The organism is Dehalogenimonas sp. NIT-SK1, assembly GCF_055384165.1.
In genome coordinates this window covers 1405917-1424659 of the sequence record NZ_AP042352.1, presented here as the reverse complement: position 1 = coordinate 1424659, position 18743 = coordinate 1405917, and the positions used below count along the sequence as shown (strand labels likewise).

The following is an 18743-nucleotide window of genomic DNA, read 5'->3' as shown; positions in this document are numbered from 1 at the left end:
CCGCTGAAAAAGAAAAGGGATGACATTCTCCCCCGGACGGGGGAGAATTTTTTTATTCGTAACCCAGCTTTGACTAGAACATTGTTCTAGTACTATATACCTTCCCATAGCTCCGGACGAGTGGCATAGTTTCTTCATTATGTTGTACATCGCTTTGGGAGCAGTCGGTTTCGGCCTGGTTCACTTGCTGGACCTGGCGTCCCTGAAACGCCTGCCCCTGGTCAAGCCGGTCCTCTGGCTTTTCGGCACTGGCCTGGTGGCTTACGCAGCGGTCATGGCGGCTGGGTCCGGTGAGACGCTGAGTCTGCCGGCCTGGCTGCGTTCCGTGGGCTGGTTGCTGCTGGCGGTGTCACTGTATCTGATGGTTTATTCCCTGTATATCACCCTGCCTTTCAGTAAAACCTATGTCCAACCGGGCGGCAGCGGACAGCTGGTGACCGGTGGTTTATATAGCCTGGTGCGCCATCCGTGGTTGCTTTTCTTTTCCCTGGCCATGACCGGGTTATTCCTGGGTTCCGCGTCGCTTACGGCGCTGGCGGCCGGCATCTCCTGGATATTGCTTTCAGTGATACTGGTCTATTTCCAGGACCGGTATGTTTTCCCCCGCATGTTTGCCGGTTATGCCGATTACCGGAAGCGCACACCGATGCTTTGGCCGACCCGAAACAGTCTATCCGCCTTCTTCAAGGGCTTAAAACATAACCAGAAATTGGAGGAACAAACAAAATGAGCCAGTTAGCAGAGCCTTTAGCCAAAGGTAATTATGACGAACTGTGGGACCGCTGCTGTGGTTTTATCGACCTCAGCCTGGAAGACTTCATGGGTATTCAGAAGCGTCTGCTGATGGAGCAGATGGAGCTGCTCAAGAACTGTCAGCTGGGCCGGGGGATTTTCAACGGGGCAAACCCCACGACAGTAGATGAATTCCGTAAAATGGTGCCGCTGACCAGTTATGAGGATTACGCGCCGTTCCTGCTGAAACGCCGCTGGGAAGTCCTGCCGCGCAAGCCCATCATGTGGCAGTACACCTCCGGTAAAAGCGCCGAGTATTCCTACCGCTGGGCGCCGATGACAGCGCGGATGATGGACGAGACCGAGGCTTTGGTTTTTGCCCTGGCTTTCTTTTCCGGGGCCAGGAAGCGCCGTGACATCGCCATCCGCCCAGGAGACCGCATTTTGTACGGCATGGCGCCGCCGCCTTATGCTACCGGTACCATGACCAGGGTCTTTCCCCACGAGATGTTCCAGTTTCTGCCGCCGGTGGATGAGGCGGAAAACATAACCTTTGAGGAGCGCATCAACAAGGGTTTCCAGATGGGGCTGGCCAAGGGCATGGATTACTGCCTCTCCATGTCCAGCGTCACCGTGGCCATCGGTGAGAAATTCAAGAATTCCGGCGGCAAGGTGGACATCAAAAAGCTGGTCCGCCAGCCCCGTACCCTGGCGCGGCTGCTCAAGGGCAAGATGAAGGCCAAACTGGCCGGCCGCCCCATGCTGCCGCGGGACTTGTGGAAGCTGAAGGGGGTCATCACCTACGGTATAGACGGTGAGATTTTCCGGGATAAGATCAAGGAAATGTGGGGCTGCTATCCGCTGGATTTCCATGGCTGCACCGAGGCGCCGATTATCGCCATGCAGACCTGGGATCATGAAGGCATGACCTTTATCCCGCACATGAACTTTTATGAATTTATCCCGGAAGCCGAGGCGGTCAAGTGCTGGCAGGACCCGGATTACCAGCCGCAGACCTACCTGATGGATGAACTCAAGCCCGGCAACTATGAAATAGTAATTACCAATTTCCACGGCGGGGCTTTCGTACGCTACCGACTGGGGCACCTGGTGCAGATAACTTCACTGCGGAATGAAAAACTGGATATCGACATTCCCCAGATGCGATTCCTGGCCAGGGTGGATGACCAGATTGATATTGCCGGCTTCACCCGCCTCTCGGAAAAAGTTATCTGGCAGGCACTGGAAAACTCCGGCATCGCTTATCAGAACTGGACTGCCCGCAAGGAAACCAGGGCCGGCAAGCCGGAACTGCGGATATACATTGAACCCAAAAAAGGCGAGAGAATGTCCGCCGACCAGGCGGCTGCCCTGGTCCATGCCGAACTCAAGAAGCTGGACCATCCTTACGCTGAGCTGGAAGAGTTTACCGGGCTGCGGCCGCTGACGGTAGCTGTGCTGCCACAGGGTGCATTCAAGCTCTATAAACTGAAGCAGCAGGCGGCCGGAGCGGAGCTGGCACATCTTTCTCCGCCGCACCTGAATGCCTCAGACGGCATCATCGACTTCCTGTCGGAAACCGCAGGACGGGTCAGGGTTTCGGAACCGGAAAAGGTGGCTGTTTAAGTTTAAAATTACAGCTTAACGGCAAGGGGGGTGGTTTATTGCCGCCCCCCTTGCTTTTATTACTAATCTGACTGGTAAATCAGGCTGTCATAACCGGCGCGGATAACCGCTGCCGCCTGGCTGACGGCTTCCCTGACTGCCGGTGAAGTGTCGGGAGGTATTTCAAATAGGCTGTTGAGCTGACTTTCCTGGTAATCCAGCAGTTTGCTGTCCAGCGCTTCGAGGTTATTCCTGTCATCACCCGGTATGGCAGTGGTGCCGACGGTGCCTGCCGGCGGCGGAGTGGAAAGTATGCCGGTATGGTCTTCTTCCGGATTCCCCTTCAGGGCGGCAGCGGCCATAAAATTATCCTGGAGCCGCCCGGTAATCTCCACGATACCCAGGGAATCACCGGCTTCGGCCAGGTACTGTATCTCTTCAATACGCCGGTCATTGAGAGCGGCATAGAGGGTAATCTTGGCTTCATCGGTAAAAGTCAGGCTGACCAGCGTGTTTTCCAGGCCGATTTTCAGCGGGTACAGAGTTTGTCCCGGCATGCTGCCGGAAGCGGCGTAGGAGAGTCCGCCGGCGCCCAGGCTGAAAACCAGCAGCAGGGTGATGACGCCGTTAGCCAGGCCCAGGCGCTGGAAAAAGCTGCCGCGCGGGCGGTCCATCTCCGCCATTTTCTGATTCAGGGCGTAACGGACACGCATCCTGGCGCCGGCCGGAGGTTCAATCTCCGGTGAATGGGCGATGCCCAGCGCTGTATTGAGCAGGCTTTCCAGTTCCTCAGCCTGGTCCGGGTATTTTTCCAGGCATTGGCTGATGGAAAGTTTTTCACTGAGAACAGCGTCAAGACACTGGTCAAAAATTTCTTCTATTTTATATTCATTCAAATTATTCATTTCTGTTCCGCCATTATCCGGCGCAGCGCGGCCACCGCTGAGTGCTGCATGGCCTTGACAGCGCCTTCACTCCGGCCGGTAAGCCGGGCGACTTCGGCGATGGGCAGTTCGGCGCCGAAGCGCAGCGCGATGACTTCCTGCTGGGACTTGGTCAGTTTTCTTGTTGCTTCTATAAGGTCTTTACCCGCCAGCTTGAGTTCGGTTTCCGCGGCTGGGTTGTCGGCGGCCGGCAGGGGCATCGTCTCATCCAGTTCCACCGTCTGCCGGCGGGACCTTTGCCGCAGGCAGTCCACCACCTGGTTGTGGGCTATGCGATACAGCCAGGCGCTGAAGGGTATATCTCCCTGTACCTTATAACTGCCGATGGATTGCAGCGCCTTGACGAATACCTGCTGGGTCAAGTCTTCAGCCTCCGTGCGGTTTCCGGTCTTGATACTGACGTAGCGGTATATCTTGTCGAAATACGCTTCATATATCAGGCCGAAAGCCTCCTTGTCCCGCGCCTGAGCCCGCGCTACTATATCTTGCTCGTTCTGCTGCACCCGGGAAAACCCCCTAGCCGGTAGATTATTGACGCCTGAGTGTTACCGGCACCGTTTGGTTTAAGCCGGTGCACATATTATAACGAAACAACCGCGGCGGGGATAGGGGCTGGGGATAGGAGTGCGTTCTGTTGGTTTGATTCGTCTAAAAAGTAAAGAAGGGAGCGAATTATTATCACTCCCTTCTTTGATACAGGGATAATTATCTTCGGTTACGCTGTTTATACTTAGCTCAGCATCCGTAACAGGCTGAGTTAGTAAATGGGCAAGCGTGATTGGCCTATCCGGCTGTCAATGCCGTAAACGGGCATCTGGTAATGCCAGAACTTATCAACAGCTGCGGAAGATTCCTCCGTCGGCTCGGAAAAGTCATCGTGAGCCCTGCCGGCAAGACCGTATCCCATGAAATCATCCATTTCCTTGAAGAAGTTATTGAAAACCGGTGTAGTTGATGAAACGGCTAATACTGTTTCATGGATCTTACCGTAGTGATATTTTGTGTATGTGCAGACACCATGACATCGGCCGGCATTACAAGTATTGGCATGCATTTTCCACGCGCGGCATTTTCTGGAGTCCTCATAGAAAACCTTAGCCCCGCCCTGGTGCCAGCCGCCGGGTTGTGCCGGCAGAGCACCGGGAATTTCGGTTGGGTCGTGACCATCAACAGGAGTATAAGGAGTGGCGTTTTCAGCGGGGTCCCAGGTGGGTTCATCGGCTAAACTTAAAGCGCCCTCACCGCATGCTTCAGCGCATTTTTTGCAGGTGTGGCAGAATTTCCAAAAACCGGCATCGATGGGTTTGCCCGGCGCAAGCGGCATATCAGTGATGTATCTAAAAACACCCACAGTCGGGCCGTATTCCGGAGTAATCATTCTTTGAATTCTGCCGAGTTCCCCCATACCGGCCATGATACCCAGTGCCGGCGCATTGCCCGTACCATTACCTCCTTCGGAGAGAGCCCAATAGCCCAGCGTTCGCAGGAATTCCTGTACTCTCACTTGGATATTGGCAGCCCTGCCGTAACGAATCTGGGCCTGTAATTCGGTATTGGAACGATGCCATAGTTCATGACTTTCCTGATTGGCCATTACAATTACATTGCGGGCATCAAGCGGGTGGGCATGTTCTGTTTCTGTTTCATATGGGCCGTCAGCTTTCCAGGTTATTTCTTCTACCCCGCCCGGTTCGTAAGAGTAGATGAATTTTTCGGTGGTATTCGGGTCAAGTTCCAGGAAACCCACGCTCATACAACCAAAAAACCTTAACGCTGACTGGACTACAAGAGAGTTTTCCTCGGGGGTGCCGGCGTACTTCGGGACCCCCAGTTCCTCCGGAGTCGGCGCTTCCATTGGGCCCATAAAGCTGTTTCTTACACTTCCTTCACCGGCACTGCCAGAAAAGGCAATGTCACGCAAAGACCAACCGGGGATATTCTGCTCCAGCCATTGCTGGTGCTGTCGGGATTGTTCTTCTCTGCGTGCAGCCTGCTCTGCGGCTGAAATATAGGAGTTCATGTAAAATCGGGAACCCCGCAGGGTGTTTACTTCGCTCCAGCGGCTTTTCTGGTCCCAGTCTACCTCTACCGTGGGTTCATCAACTCTTTTAACCCACCAGGGGTCATTTCTAACGGCGCTGTCGGCCATCATCTCATCAAGGTCATGATAGGTAGGGGCCAAAGCTGCTGCCGCTCCCAGTCCGGCTCCTGAAACGCCGAGAGCTTTCATGAAGTCTCTCCTGCTTACTGTGGAATGAAATTTGCTCATTTTTACCTCCTTTTGCTCGGCATCCATTTCCACTTGCACTACTGGTTTAGAAGTTTTGGTGTTTGCTTAGCGAAAGATTGATATACGGTAAAAACGGTATATATTCATCAAGATTCTAATGTTAGTTAATAGCTAAGTCAAATAATAGTATAATTACCAATAGTTAATATAAATAACGACAAGCCGGTTTCAACGGAGTGTTTATAGACAGGTCCCCATATGAAATGAAAATGACTAAATTTAACTTCGAATTTCATTGTTTACTGTAAAAATCAATGAATTGATAATCAGAAGTATAAATGAGCTGGAAATGCAGTGATGGATAATCTACACACACTATCGGGGTAATTTGGGCTGTCAAGGCAAATGATAATGAATTTTATCGGCTAACGGGGTTGAGATGTTAACTATCACACACCCAGTAAATTCTCCAGGCCGGGGCTGCCGCTCCTGCCTGGAGATTTCTTGAGCCGGGCCAGGGCTTTCTTGGTATCCGAGGCGACGCGGGCTTTATCGGTATGGCGCAGTCGGTACTTGAACAGCCAGTAGGTGAATTCCCGCATTTCATACAGTTTCAGGGAGCGGTTAGGCCGCTCGCCGCGGTCTCGCCGGAACATCTTGAGCAGTTCCGCCCGCGGCTGCTCATATACGCGCTGGAAGCTTTCCTCAATGGTATCAAATCCTTTGATGACCAGGGAACGTTCTTCTTTGCGGACTTCGTCCTGCACCGCCAGGATCAGCGCTTCCTCTACGGTTATGCCGTAAAAGAAGTTGAGGTGCTGCTGGTAGCGGGCTTGTCCCATCAGCCGGCGCATTTCCTCCGTGGAAACACTGACCGGCGGTTTGGATTTGAAAAGCAGCTCTACCATTTCACTCTCCGGTACCAGGTCGGAAACGGCTTCTGACAATCGTTCGGCCAGCAGCAGCAAATCAAAGGCTTCGCCGCTTATCAGGTAGCGGAAAAAACGGCCATTGACATACTCTTCATTATCCGCCCACCGGCTGACCGTTTTCAGCAGGGCCGGGTACCAGTGCTGACCGGCTTCAATATCAGCCCGCAGGCCGCTGATGGCGGCGGCGGCGCTCCGGGTGATTTCGGCGGAGTCTTCAGGTTCCTGTCGCAATAGATTAAGCCCCGCAGCATTTCTTGTATTTTTTGCCGGAACCGCAGGGGCAAAGGTCGTTGCGGCCTACCTTATGGCCTTCGGCGTCCCTGGCTGCCGGGGTAGTGTTTTTAGGCTGGGCAACCGCCCGCATGGGAGAAGACGCCTCGGAAGCTGAAGCAACAGCCTCAGCCGCCAGCGGGGCTTGCTGCGCCCGCATGTTGGACGGCGCGGTGGAGCCGGGCGTTTTCTTCATTACCTGGACTTTAAAGATGGCATGAACCACGTCATGCTTGATGCCTTCAAGCAGTTCCTGGAATGCGGCGAAACCCTCATTCTTGTAAGCGTCCACCGCCTTGACCTGCCGCAGTGTCTGCCAGCCGGCTTTCAGCCGCAGTTCCTCCACAAACGTCAGGTGCTCAATCCACAGGCTGTCCATTACCCGCAGCATAAGGTGGCGCTCCACCTGGCGCATTACCGGGGCGGTAAACTCCTGCTCCTTCTTTTCATACAGTTCAACAGCCGCGTTTTTGAGAAATTCCGCCACTTCTTCCGAAGACATACGGGAAATATTCTCGGCGGTAAAGCCTTCCGGCTGCGGCATGATGGCGCCGAGGTCGGCCAGCATGCCGTCAATATCCCAGTCCTGGTAATCCAGTCCGGACAGTCGGCCGGCAATTATATTGTCGATGGTTTCGCTGACCATATCCAAAATGTTGCTTTTCAGGTCAGCGCCGGACAGGATCTTACGACGTTCGCCGTAAATTATTTCCCGGTGCTTGTTGACCACGTCATCGTATTCCACCAGGTTTTTGCGGATGTCGAAGTTATAGCCTTCTACTCGCTTCTGTGAACTCTCGATGGAATTGGAAATCATCTTGTTTTCGATGGGGGTGTTTTCATCGAAACCGAAGCGATCCATCATGCCGCGGACCATATCTCCGCCGAAACGGCGCATGATGTCATCTTCCAGGGATACGAAGAAGCGGGACGAGCCGGGGTCTCCCTGCCGTCCGGCGCGGCCGCGCAGCTGGTTGTCGATGCGGCGGGCTTCATGGCGTTCGGTACCGATGACGTGCAAGCCGCCGGCTCTGACTACCGTGATGTAGTTTTCCATCCAGGCGCTGAAACGCTTGCGCTCCCTGTCAATAACCTGGCAGCAGCGGCCGGTATCAATATTGCATTCCAGTTTCCTGGGGCTTTCCGGCAGTTCGGCGGCCAGTTTGGCAGTCTGCTCGGCATAGGCGGCCAGGTATTTTTCGGCGGTTTCGGACAGGCGTCGCTCCAGTTCGGCAATCTCGGCCAGGGCGGGGCTGTTTTCGGCGGCGGACGGATCGGACTTAATCTCCTGCATAAGCTCCAGCCGCTTGGTATTTATTTGCCCCTGCAGCTGGGCTATGGCCGCCTCGTCCCGGGTGATGCCGGTTTCCAGTTCAGTCAGTCGGTGCGGGTCGACCTGGGTTTTAGCCAGCTCCGACGACAGGTGTTCCTTTAGATCGGCCAGTGGTTCATAGCCCGCCAGTTTGCCGCCCAGGATAATATCCACGCCGCGGCCGGCCATGTTGGTGGCCACGGTGACCGCGCCGGGTTTGCCGGCCTCGGCTACGATGGCCGCTTCTTTTTCGTGTTTTTTGGCGTTCAGGACCTCGTGGGGAATGCCCTTGCGTTTGAGCATGTCGGAAATAAGGTCCGAGTTCTCGATGGAAACAGTGCCCAGCAGCACCGGCCGTCCCTGTTCCCGTTTCTCCTCCACTTCACGGACCACCGCCTTGAACTTGGATGACAGGTCTTTATAGATGTGGTCGGTCTGGTCCTGGCGAATGACGGGCCGGTGAGTGGGCACCACCACCACTTCCAGATTGTAGATGCGTGAGAACTCTTCCGCCTCGGTCAGGGCGGTGCCGGTCATGCCGGAGAGCTTGTCATACATGCGGAAGTAATTCTGGATGGTGATGGAGGCATAGGTCTTGGTTTCCTGGCGGATTTTCAGGCCTTCCTTGGCTTCAATAGCCTGGTGCAGGCCTTCTGAATAGCGCCGCCCCACCATTTTGCGTCCGGTGAACTCGTCGACGATGACGATACCGGTGCCGCCGTCCGGGTCACGGTCAACCACATACTGTCGGTCACGATGGTAAAATTCCCTGGCTGACAGGGCGTTGCGCAGGTGGCGGATAAGTGGGGCGTTCTGCGGGTCATAGACGCTGTCCCCCTTGAGCAGCCCCTCCCTTTTTACCAGGTTTTCAAATTTAATCCAGCCTTCTTCGGTTAGTTCCGCCTGGCGTTCCTTGGCCTTGGGCTCATAATCTTCACCTGATTGAAAACGCGAGGCCATCTTGGCGAAGATGGGGTACAGCTTGCCGGCCTCGGTATCCGGGGCGCTTATAATCAGCGGGGTGCGGGCTTCATCGATCAAGAGGTTATCAACTTCATCGACGATGGCGTAATACGGTCCGTCCGGCCGCTGTACCACCTGCTTGAGGTCCATGACCATGTTGTCGCGCAGGTAATCGAACCCGAACTCAGCCGAGGTGCCGTAAGTAATGTCGGCGGCATAGGCTTCCTGGCGGGATACCGGTCGGTAGTGCTGCCAGGGGTCGTTGTCCCGTCCGGAATTGTAGGTCGGGTCATACAGGCGGGACGGCTGGTGTTCATCCGGCGTCTGCATCGGGTAGATGGAAGCCACGCTGATATCCAGGGCGTGATAAACCGGTCCCATCCAGTAGGCGTCCCGGCGGGCCAGGTAGTCATTCTGGGTAACCAGGTGGGAGCCTTTGCCCAGCAGCGCGTTGAGATACAGCGCCAGGGTGGCTACCAGTGTTTTGCCTTCACCTGTCTTCATCTCGGCGATTTTGCCTTCATGCAGCACAGCGCCGCCGATAATCTGGACATCATAATGGCGCAGGCCCAGAGTGCGCCGGGCGGCTTCCCGCACCGCGGCGAAGGCCGGGGGCATTACCTCTTCAAAGCACGAGTTCTGCAGCCTGATTATCTTGTTCTTAATCTTGTTGCGGTCACCGGCGCCTATGGTTACCGCCAGCTGGCTTCTCAGTCCGTCAATTTCTTCGGACACGCCGGCGTATTTGGCCTGGACAGCCGTTTTGAACTCGGCGGTTTTAGCCCTGAGTTCCTCATCGGAAAGCCGGATAAAATCCGCTTCCAACTCGTTAACCTGGTCAGCCAGGGGCTGCAGGCGCTGGACCTCTTTTTCGTTGGAATCCATCATGTTGCCGAACAGTTTTTTGAACATCTATTAAAACCTCTTCAGAACCCTTTGCGGGCGGAATAATCAATATAACGCTGAAAAGCGATTAAAGATTATTTTAACATATTTAGGAAAAGAGCTGCGGCTCCGGGTTTTGTTGATTTGACACTCCGGCAGCGTCGTGCTATTCTTCGGCCAATGGTTGTTCAGCGCTTTTACGCCTATTACTTTTTTACCTGGTGCCCGCAGGGCACGACGGGGAGGTAAGGCGTTTTTGCATAAGAGCACCTGAAAAATAAAGAAGCAACCACAGCAATGAAACCTCCCAGCCGGGAGGTTTTTTTAGTTATCAGGGAATAAAGGAGAAGAGGCAAAGATGATTATCATGAAAAAAGACGCGACTCCGGAGCAGGTGGAAAGAGTAGTAAGTGAGGTGGCCGGAGCGGGTTTGCGCACCGATGTTTCCCGCGGGCAGCATTTTACGGTTATCGGGCTGGTGGGAGATGAAAGGAAAGTGGATTTCGCCCACCTGGCGGCGCTGCCGGGCGTTAAGGAAGCCCGGATGATTGAGGCGCCCTACAAGCTCATCAACCGTGAATACACCAGTGCCTACGGTGAGGACCGTACCCAGGTGGTTAACATAAAAGGTGTTGAGCTGGGCGGCGATGACCCGGTGTTTATCGCCGGGCCCTGCGCCATAGAGAACCGGGAAATGCTGTTCCGCATAGCTGAGGAATGCAGGGATGCCGGAGCCCAGGTTCTGCGCGGCGGTGTTTTCAAGCCGCGTTCCAGCGTCCATTCCTTCCAGGGGCTGGGTTCTTCCGGAACCGAAGGCGCTATTGAAGCCCTGCAATGGCTGAAGGAAGCCGGGGAGAAATTCGGTATGCCGGTGGTCACCGAAGTTCGCGGCGAAGCCCAGGTGGAAATGGTCAGCAAGTATGTTGATATAATCCAGATTGGGTCCCGCAATATGTATGACCAGGATTTACTGCAGGCGGCGGCGCGCAAGCAACTGCCCATAATCTTCAAGCGTCATTTCGGGGCGTCCATCGAGGAATTCCTCAGCTTCGCCGAATATATCGCCGCTGAGGGCAATAAGGACATCATCATGTGTGAGCGCGGCATCGTGCCGGTGGGCAAGGGCAAGAACTATACCCGATACCTTTTGGACCTGGCGGCGGTGCCTGTAGTGCAGAAAGAGACTTTTCTGCCCATAATTGTTGATCCCAGTCACGCCACCGGCCGGCGCGACCTGATTAAGCCGATGAGCCTGGCGGCTATTGCCGCCGGGGCCTCCGGCCTGATGATCGAGGTTCACTACTGCGCTGAGGAGGCCATGTGCGACGCTTCTCAAATGATCACACCAAAGGAACTAAAGGAAATAATCGACCTGGCAAGACAGATGCGGCCGATTGCCGTAAAATAGAGCCATGACGTATCAGCAGATAGAGGTTAATCTCCCCGGCGGCGCTTATCCCGTATGTGTCGGCGAAGGGGTACTGTCGGAACTGGGTGATCTTCTGCTGGACCGGGGATTCAGCGGCAGGATAATAATAATCAGTAACCGGACGGTAGCCCGATTGTACGCGGAAGGGCTGATGGAATCCCTGAAAGGGTCCGGCTTCAATCCGGAGATTATCGCGGTGCCTGACGGTGAGAAGTTCAAGTCGCTCTCGGTAGCCGGCCGGATCTACCAGGGCCTGGCCCGGCGCCGGGCGGAGCGCGGCACTCCGATTATGGCGCTCGGTGGAGGGGTTATCGGTGACCTGGCCGGATTCGTAGCGGCCACCTATCAGCGCGGTGTCCCACTGGTGCAGGTGCCGACCACGCTGCTGGCCCAGGTTGATTCCAGCATCGGCGGCAAAACCGCGGTTAACACCGGGCGGCTCAAGAATATGGCCGGCGTTTTTTATCAGCCGCGCCTGGTGGCCGCTGATACCGCGGTACTGCAGTCGCTGCCGCCGGGCCAAATCCGCAACGGCCTGGCGGAAATTATCAAAAGCGCTGTTATCCGGGATGCCGAGTTGTTTGCTTTTCTGGAAGAAAACATGACGGCGCTGCTTGCCAAAGACGCCCAGGCGCTGACTTATGCCGTAGAGCGGGCCGCACGGGTCAAGGCGGCCGTGGTGGAACAGGATGAACTTGACCACGGGCTGCGGCAGATTCTTAATTTTGGTCATACGGTTGGACACGCCGTAGAAAGTGTCGCCAATTTCAAGGTCGCACACGGCACAGCCGTTGCGGCGGGCATGGCGGCCGCCGCCCGGATGGCAAACCTGGCCGGGCTGCTGGAACCGGCGGATATGGAACGGATTATCCGGTTAATTGCCCTGGTCGGGCTGCCGGTGAGCCTTTCCTCCAGCGGGTCCGTTCCGGCGGTGACCCAGGCCATGCTGCATGATAAGAAAGTGGAGAACGGCCGGGTGAAGTTCATCCTGCCGGTCGGCATCGGAGAAGTGGTTATCCGGGATGATATTGACTCTCACCTGGTCAACGAGGCGCTGCGGGTATGAAACATTCCATCTGTACAGTCGTAACCGACAGCGATGCCGCGGCTATTGAAGCAGCCCGGCCGTTTACCGATATTTTTGAAGTCCGCATAGACCTGGTCGGCCCGAAATGGCCAGAAGTGGCACGCAGGCTGGGCAAACCATGGCTTGCCTGCAACCGCCTGGCGGCGGAAGGCGGCAGCTGGCAGGGAACCGAGGCCCAGCGCAAGGAAGAACTGCTCAAAGCGCTGCAGCTGGGAGCCTCCATAATCGATCTGGAGCTGTCCACTCCCAACCTGGCCAAGATGATGGATATCATTAAAAAAAGAGCCCGATGCCTGCTGTCCTACCATGATTTTGAAAAAACGCCGCCGGCGGCGGAGCTTAAATCCATTGTCGGCCGTCAACTGGCGGCCGGGGCTGATATGTGCAAGCTGGTAACTACACCGCATAGCGTTGAACAGAACCTGGACCTTCTGCGGCTGTACCGGGAATTTGAAGGCTGCGGCCTGATAGTTTTCGGCATGGGACAGGAAGGACTGCTGAGCCGGCTGCTGGCGCCGCTGGCCGGGGCTGAATTAACTTACGCCGCCATGGAGGAAGGAAAAACATCAGCACCGGGGCAATTGACGGCTCAGCAGCTGACTGAAATCTACCAACTATTGCCATTATGACAGACACAAATACCAGATTAACCGGCTTATTCGGCAATCCGGTGGCTCATTCCGTGTCGCCGGCCATGCACAACAGCGCTTTCCAGGCGCTGGGAATGAATTATATTTACCTGGCTTTCCAGGTGGCTGAAAAGGAGCTGGCGGCCTCTGTCAGCGGCATCCGGGGAATGGGACTGGCCGGGGTAAATGTGACGCTGCCGTATAAGACCGCGGTGCTGCCTCTATTGGACAAACTGGAACCTCAGGCAGAGCGCATCGGCGCCGTCAATACCATTGTCAATGATAACGGCTGTCTTACCGGCTACAACACGGACGCGGCCGGGTTCATGACCGCGCTGCGCGGCAGCGGTTACCGGTGTGAAGGGCAAAAGGCGGTGGTGCTGGGTGCCGGCGGGGCAGCCCGTGCTTTGGTTTTTGCCCTGGTCCGGGCCGGAACGGAGGTGGCGATTATAAACAGGACTTTCAGAAAAGCCGAAGCTTTGGCTGAAGAAACCGGCGCTGCCGCCTTTGAAATGCATGACAATGGTTATCGTAAAGCGCTGGAAGGCGCTTCATTGGTGGTCAACGCCACCAGTATCGGTATGAGTCCGGGTGAAACCGCCTCACCCCTGCCGCCGGGTCTGCTGCGCCCGGGCCTGACTGTTTTTGACACCGTGTACCGGCCCCGGCAGACCCGGCTGCTGAGCGAAGCCAGGGCTTCAGGCTGTGCCGTTATCGGAGGGCTGGAAATGCTGCTGGAGCAGGGAGCGCTGTCTTTTGAGTTATGGACCGGCCGCGCCGCGCCCCGGGAAGTTATGAGGCAGTCCGCCGAGGCGACCCTGGAATGAGAATGAGCGTTGCTCTTATCGGCTTTATGGGTACCGGAAAATCAACGGTCGGTAAAAAGCTGGCCGCCAGTCTCGGCTGTCGTTTTATTGAGACCGATCGTCTCATAGAGCGGCGGGCCGGCATGAGTATTTCGGAAATTTTCCGGACTAAGGGAGAAAAGGAATTTAGGGATATCGAAGAAGAGGTCATTGACTCGGCGGTTGCTGAAGCGCAAAATTCGGTTATCGCCTGCGGCGGTGGAGTAGTGCTACGGCCGGACAATGTCGGGCGGCTGAAAAAGTCAGCAATCATCATCTATTTGAAGACGGAAGAGAGAGTACTCCGGGAGAGACTGGCCCGAAGCCGGAAGCGGCCGCTGCTGGAACGCCCGGACTGGGCGCGGACTGTCAGCGAATTGTTGGCCTACCGGCAGCCGCTGTATGAGGCTGCGGCGGATATTATCATAAATACGGGCAACCGACCGGCAGCGGCGGTAGTCCGGGAAATAACGGACATATTGAACACCAATGAAAGCTGAAATCTGTAAAAGCCAAATCAGCGGCACCATAGCCGCTCCAGCGTCAAAGAGCTATACCATCCGCGCTCTTTTCGCCGCGGCGCTGGCAGAAGGTGAGAGCCGCATTTACCACCCGCTGTCATCCGAGGATACCGAGGCCGCGGCGGAGGTCCTGGGCAAGCTGGGAGCGCAAATTGAACGTCAGCCGGCTTACTGGAAAATAACCGGCGGTAATTTAAGGCCGACGGCTGATGAACTTGACTGCCGCCAGTCCGCGGCCACGCTGCGCTTCTTAACTCCGGTATGCGCCGCCCTAAACGGGCCAAGCCGCATAACCTTTGCCCCCGGCCTGGCGCGCCGGCCGATGCAGCCGCTATTGGACTCGCTGGAGCAATTGGGAGTTGGCGCCGAACTGACTGATGGATATCTCGACATCCGCGGCGGCGGGGCAGAAACGGCTGAAATTGCGCTGCCGGGAGATATCAGTTCTCAGTACATCTCCGGCCTGCTGCTGGCCGCCCCGCTGCTGCCGGAAGGCCTGGCCGTCAGTCTGAATACAGCGGCGGAATCCCGTCAGTACCTGCGGATGACGGTAGGCTGCCTGCGGCGTTTCGGCGTTAAAATTGAATATGACAGCAATATGACCAGCTTCCGGGTGGAGAATCAGCCATATCATCCGGCCAGCTACCTGATTGAGGGTGACTGGTCCAGCGCCTCTTACTTCCTGGGACTGGGAGCTTTGTCCGGGTCCATTAGCGTGACCGGATTGAACAAGGACAGTTTCCAGGCCGATAAATTCATGTTAAACTGCTTGCGCCGGATGGGCGTCCGGGTGAGTGTCAGCGGCGAAGAGCTAATCATCGATAAATCCGAGCCGAAGGGCCTGGTGGTTGACCTCAATGAGGCTATAGACCTGCTGCCCACCGTAGCCTGCCTGGCAGCCGCGGCGGAAGGCAGGAGCATCCTTACCGGTTTGGAAAGAGCCAGGCTCAAGGAGTCTGACCGAGTCAGCGCCACGGCAGACAATCTGAAGCGCATGGGGGTTGATGTGGAAGAAGAAAGCGACTCCCTGGTTATTACCGGAGGCCAGCCGCATGGTGCGGTTATTGACAGCTTTGACGATCATCGCATCGCCATGGCCTTTGCCATGCTGGCGACAAAGTGCGGTGATACTATTATCGAAAGCGCCGAATGCGTCAATAAAACCTACCCCGGCTTTTGGGATGATTTCCGCCTGGCCGGCGGGGATGTGAGGCTGCTGGATGAATAACTCACTGGGTGAAATGTTCCGTATTACCAGCTTCGGGGAAAGTCACGGCGACTGTATTGGGATTGTGATTGACGGCTGTCCGGCAGGGCTGCCGATAACAGCCGAGGATATTCAGCGCGAGGCGGACAAGCGTAAGAGCGGCGCCGGCCGTCCTCTGGCAACGGCCCGCAGGGAAGAAGACCGGGTGGAGATTTTTTCCGGCATATTTAACCATCATACCACCGGAGCTCCGATATGCCTGGCCATCTGGAATAAAAACATTGATTCCTCCGAATATGAAAAAGTAAAACACCTGGCCCGCCCGGGACATGCTGATTTTACCGCCTGGCGGAAATACGGCGGCTGGCATGACTGGCGGGGGTCCGGCCGTTTTTCCGGCCGCGTCACCGCCGGGTTTGTGATGGCCGGAGCGGTAGCTAAAAAGCTGCTTTCAACCATTGGTATCGAGATGGTGGCTCATACAGTGGAAATCGGCGGGGTTAAGGCCAGTCCGCCGCCGCAAATTGAGACCATCCGCCGCGTCGCCGCGGCCAATGAGGTTACCTGCGCTGACGCCGCCGCGGCGGAGAGTATGATTGAGGCGATTAAGGCGGCCGGGCGGGATAGTGATTCGGTGGGCGGCGTCATTGAAGTCAGGGCGGAGGGCCTGCCGGTGGGACTGGGTGAGCCGGTCTTTGATACGCTGGAGGGCTGCCTGGCCAAGGCATACTACGCCGTGCCGGCGGTCAAGGGCGTGGAATTCGGGGCCGGCTTCGCGGCGGCCGGAATGAAGGGTTCGCAGGATAACGACGCTTATAAAGTGGTTGACAGCCGCGTTCTGACAGCAACCAATAACGCCGGCGGCATCCTGGGCGGCATCAGCAACGGCATGCCGCTGCTGGTCCGGCTGGCGGTCAAGCCGACTCCTTCCATAGGTAAATCGCAGGATAGTGTGGACCTGGAGACCGGAGAGCCGGCTACCATCAATGTCGGCGGACGACATGATACCTGCATCGTGCCGCGGGCGGCGGTGGTGATAGAATCAATGACGGCGGTGGTGCTGGCTGACCTGGCCCTGCGCGCCGGAGTAATAAAAAGGGTGTTGTCATGAGTCTGGAAGAACTGCGCCGCCGGGTTGATGAACTCGACGACGATATAATCAAGGCGCTGGCGGAGCGTCTGTCGGTGGCTGAAGCCATCGGACGGGAAAAAGCCGCCGGAGAAGTACCGCCGCAGGACCTGGGACGGGAGCGGCAGGTCATTGAGCACGTGACCGGAGCCGGCGCCGCCGGCGGCATGACCGCCGACGAGGTGGTGGAATTATACCAGTCCATAATCAAGCTGGCGCGTCAGCGGCAATCGCGGAGCGTGGCTTTCCAGGGAGAGCCCGGGGCCTATTCAGAACAGGCTGCCCTGGAGTATTTCGGTTCCCGGGCTTCACTCAAAGCCCGCGCCACGCTGGAAGACGTATTCCACGAAGTAGAAAGCGGCTCCGTCCAGTTCGGTATCATACCCATGGAAAACTCCATTGAAGGCAGTATCTCCCGCTCTTATGATTTGATGCTGGAGTCTTCGCTGATGGTCTCGGGTGAGTTGCACCTGCCGGTAAATCATTGCCTCATCGGCAATCCCGGCGCGACGCTGGACAGCGTCCGGCGCATTTATTCTCACCCGCAGGCGCTGGGCCAGTGCGGCAGTTTTCTGCGGCAGCTCAACTTTGAGCTGATTCCTACCTATGACACCGCCGGTTCGGTCAAAATGATAAAAGAAAAAAAGATTACCGACGGTGCCGCCATTGCCGGTGAACGCGCTTCAGCCATCTACGGCATGAAGATACTGGCCCGCGATATCCAGGACAACCCGAATAATTTCACCCGTTTCTTCGCCATCGGCCGTAAAGACGCTCCGCCCTCCGGTGATGATAAAACTTCAATGGTTTTCGCCGTCAAGCATCGTCCGGGCGCGCTGTACGAATTCCTGCGGGTATTGGCGGAGCATAAGATCAACCTGACCAAGATTGAAAGCCGTCCGACCCGTAAAAAAGCGTGGGAGTATAACTTTTACCTGGATTTTGAAGGCCATCGGCAGAACGATAATTTTCAGGCGGCGCTGCCGTCGCTGGAGGATCACGTGCTGTTCATTAAAATCCTGGGTTCCTATCCGAGGGCCAGGTAATTGAAAAAGATCGCTATTGTCGGCGGTTATGGCAAGATGGGTTCCTGGTTCGCCGGTTTTCTAAAAAACGAGGGGCATCAGGTTACCATTATCGGCCGTGATAAGGATAAGCTGGCCGCTGCTGCCGTAGAACTGGGTGTGGCCGCGACTGACCGGCCGGAAGCGGTGGCCGGAGCGGATGTGGTGGTCATATCGGTGCCGGTGGACCGCTTTGAACTGGTCTGCGAAACGCTGTCGCCGCATATCCGCCAGGGCCAGCGGATATTTGACCTGACCTCGGTCAAGGTAATGCCGGTAACGGTTATGCACCGCTTTTTCGGCAGCGCGGCCATATTGGGGGTTCATCCGGTGTTCGGTCCAGGCGCTGAAAGTCTCAATGGGCAGAACGTCATTTTGACGCCGACTGACGACGAGGAAGAAAAGCTGGCTGATTCAGTTTCCGCATGGTTGACTGAACACGGCGCCCGTGTGCGCGTCACCACTCCTGAAGAGCATGACCGGCTGATGTCTATTTCGCTGGGGCTGGCCCACTTTATTGCCATTGTTACCGCCGATGCCCTGGTCAGCCTGGATGAACTGACAGAGATGAACGGCGCCGGAGGCATTACCTACAAGGCGCTGCTTACGCTGGTTGAAAGCGTTCTTTCCGAGGACCCGGCTCTATACGCTTCACTGCAGCTGAATCTGCCGTCGCTGCCGCCCATGGAAAAACTGTTTGGTGAAAAGGCGGCCGACTGGGCCGAGCTGGTCAGCCAGGGCCGCCGCGAGGAATTTATCGACCGGATGAGCAAGTTGAAAAACACCCTGGAAGCGGCTAATCCGGACTTTGGAGCATCCTATCAGAAGCTGTATCACCTGGCTAATCGTCGCTTGGAGTGAGGCGCTTTCCGCGGTGAAACCTCCCCCTCTGATTTGACTTAAACCTCATCCGGCCATGATAATGGTTACCGGGTCTAATTATTCTGCTGGCGGAGTCG

Annotated in this window: 16 protein-coding genes; 11 read left to right on the top strand and 5 right to left on the bottom strand. The window is 56.2% G+C overall.

Annotated features, from left to right (window positions below):
* Positions 1 to 139 precede the first annotated feature (139 nt).
* Together ACZ48S_RS07430 and ACZ48S_RS07425 are read left to right on the top strand one after the other, a co-directional pair.
* A complete protein-coding gene (locus tag ACZ48S_RS07430; protein ID WP_464212203.1) occupies positions 140 to 730 on the top strand; it encodes a methyltransferase family protein in 591 nt (196 codons plus the stop codon).
* On the top strand, positions 727 to 2358 hold the full coding sequence (locus ACZ48S_RS07425; protein WP_464212201.1) for a GH3 family acyl-acid amido synthetase: 1632 nt from the start codon (positions 727 to 729) through the stop codon (positions 2356 to 2358). The genes ACZ48S_RS07430 and ACZ48S_RS07425 overlap by 4 nt, the downstream gene beginning before the upstream one ends.
* Before the next feature lie 62 nt (positions 2359 to 2420).
* On the opposite strand, the gene ACZ48S_RS07420 is transcribed toward ACZ48S_RS07425, so the two are convergent.
* The 5 genes from ACZ48S_RS07420 to secA form a co-directional block, all read right to left on the bottom strand.
* Positions 2421 to 3242: a DUF5667 domain-containing protein gene (locus ACZ48S_RS07420; protein ID WP_464212199.1), complete on the bottom strand. Its 822-nt coding sequence runs from the start codon at positions 3240 to 3242 to the stop codon at positions 2421 to 2423.
* Positions 3239 to 3784: a sigma-70 family RNA polymerase sigma factor gene (locus ACZ48S_RS07415; protein WP_464212197.1), complete on the bottom strand. Its 546-nt coding sequence runs from the start codon at positions 3782 to 3784 to the stop codon at positions 3239 to 3241. Before ACZ48S_RS07415 ends, ACZ48S_RS07420 begins: the two co-directional genes overlap by 4 nt.
* A 254-nt stretch (positions 3785 to 4038) precedes the next feature.
* Positions 4039 to 5550, bottom strand: a complete 1512-nt coding sequence (locus tag ACZ48S_RS07410; protein ID WP_464212195.1) for a reductive dehalogenase — start codon at positions 5548 to 5550, stop codon at positions 4039 to 4041.
* Positions 5551 to 5960: 410 nt separating this feature from the next.
* Positions 5961 to 6674, bottom strand: a complete 714-nt coding sequence (locus ACZ48S_RS07405; RefSeq protein ID WP_464212192.1) for a hypothetical protein — start codon at positions 6672 to 6674, stop codon at positions 5961 to 5963.
* Positions 6675 to 6678: 4 nt separating this feature from the next.
* Positions 6679 to 9900 (bottom strand): preprotein translocase subunit SecA, encoded by a 3222-nt coding sequence (secA, locus tag ACZ48S_RS07400; protein WP_464212190.1) that lies wholly within the window; start codon positions 9898 to 9900, stop codon positions 6679 to 6681.
* A gap of 331 nt (positions 9901 to 10231) precedes the next feature.
* On the opposite strand from secA, the gene aroF reads away from it, so the two are divergent.
* From aroF to ACZ48S_RS07355, 9 genes are read left to right on the top strand one after another with little or no spacing between them, the layout of a single operon-like run.
* A complete protein-coding gene (aroF, locus tag ACZ48S_RS07395; protein ID WP_464212188.1) occupies positions 10232 to 11281 on the top strand; it encodes a 3-deoxy-7-phosphoheptulonate synthase in 1050 nt (349 codons plus the stop codon).
* A gap of 4 nt (positions 11282 to 11285) precedes the next feature.
* On the top strand, positions 11286 to 12368 hold the full coding sequence (gene aroB / locus ACZ48S_RS07390) for a 3-dehydroquinate synthase (RefSeq protein ID WP_464212186.1): 1083 nt from the start codon (positions 11286 to 11288) through the stop codon (positions 12366 to 12368).
* A complete protein-coding gene (locus tag ACZ48S_RS07385) occupies positions 12365 to 13018 on the top strand; it encodes a type I 3-dehydroquinate dehydratase (RefSeq protein ID WP_464212184.1) in 654 nt (217 codons plus the stop codon). Before aroB ends, ACZ48S_RS07385 begins: the two co-directional genes overlap by 4 nt.
* A complete protein-coding gene (locus ACZ48S_RS07380) occupies positions 13015 to 13845 on the top strand; it encodes a shikimate dehydrogenase (protein ID WP_464212182.1) in 831 nt (276 codons plus the stop codon). Before ACZ48S_RS07385 ends, ACZ48S_RS07380 begins: the two co-directional genes overlap by 4 nt.
* On the top strand, positions 13842 to 14363 hold the full coding sequence (locus ACZ48S_RS07375; protein ID WP_464212180.1) for a shikimate kinase: 522 nt from the start codon (positions 13842 to 13844) through the stop codon (positions 14361 to 14363). Before ACZ48S_RS07380 ends, ACZ48S_RS07375 begins: the two co-directional genes overlap by 4 nt.
* The gene (gene aroA, locus ACZ48S_RS07370; protein WP_464212178.1) at positions 14353 to 15612 is read left to right on the top strand and encodes a 3-phosphoshikimate 1-carboxyvinyltransferase; all 1260 of its coding nucleotides are present in this window, start codon (positions 14353 to 14355) and stop codon (positions 15610 to 15612) included. Before ACZ48S_RS07375 ends, aroA begins: the two co-directional genes overlap by 11 nt.
* Entirely contained in the window at positions 15605 to 16702 is a 1098-nt protein-coding gene (gene aroC, locus ACZ48S_RS07365; RefSeq protein WP_464212176.1) for a chorismate synthase, read from the top strand. The genes aroA and aroC overlap by 8 nt, the downstream gene beginning before the upstream one ends.
* Positions 16699 to 17766 (top strand): prephenate dehydratase, encoded by a 1068-nt coding sequence (gene pheA, locus ACZ48S_RS07360; RefSeq protein ID WP_464212174.1) that lies wholly within the window; start codon positions 16699 to 16701, stop codon positions 17764 to 17766. The genes aroC and pheA overlap by 4 nt, the downstream gene beginning before the upstream one ends.
* Entirely contained in the window at positions 17767 to 18645 is an 879-nt protein-coding gene (locus ACZ48S_RS07355) for a prephenate dehydrogenase (RefSeq protein WP_464212172.1), read from the top strand.
* The last annotated feature ends 98 nt before the right edge of the window (positions 18646 to 18743 follow it).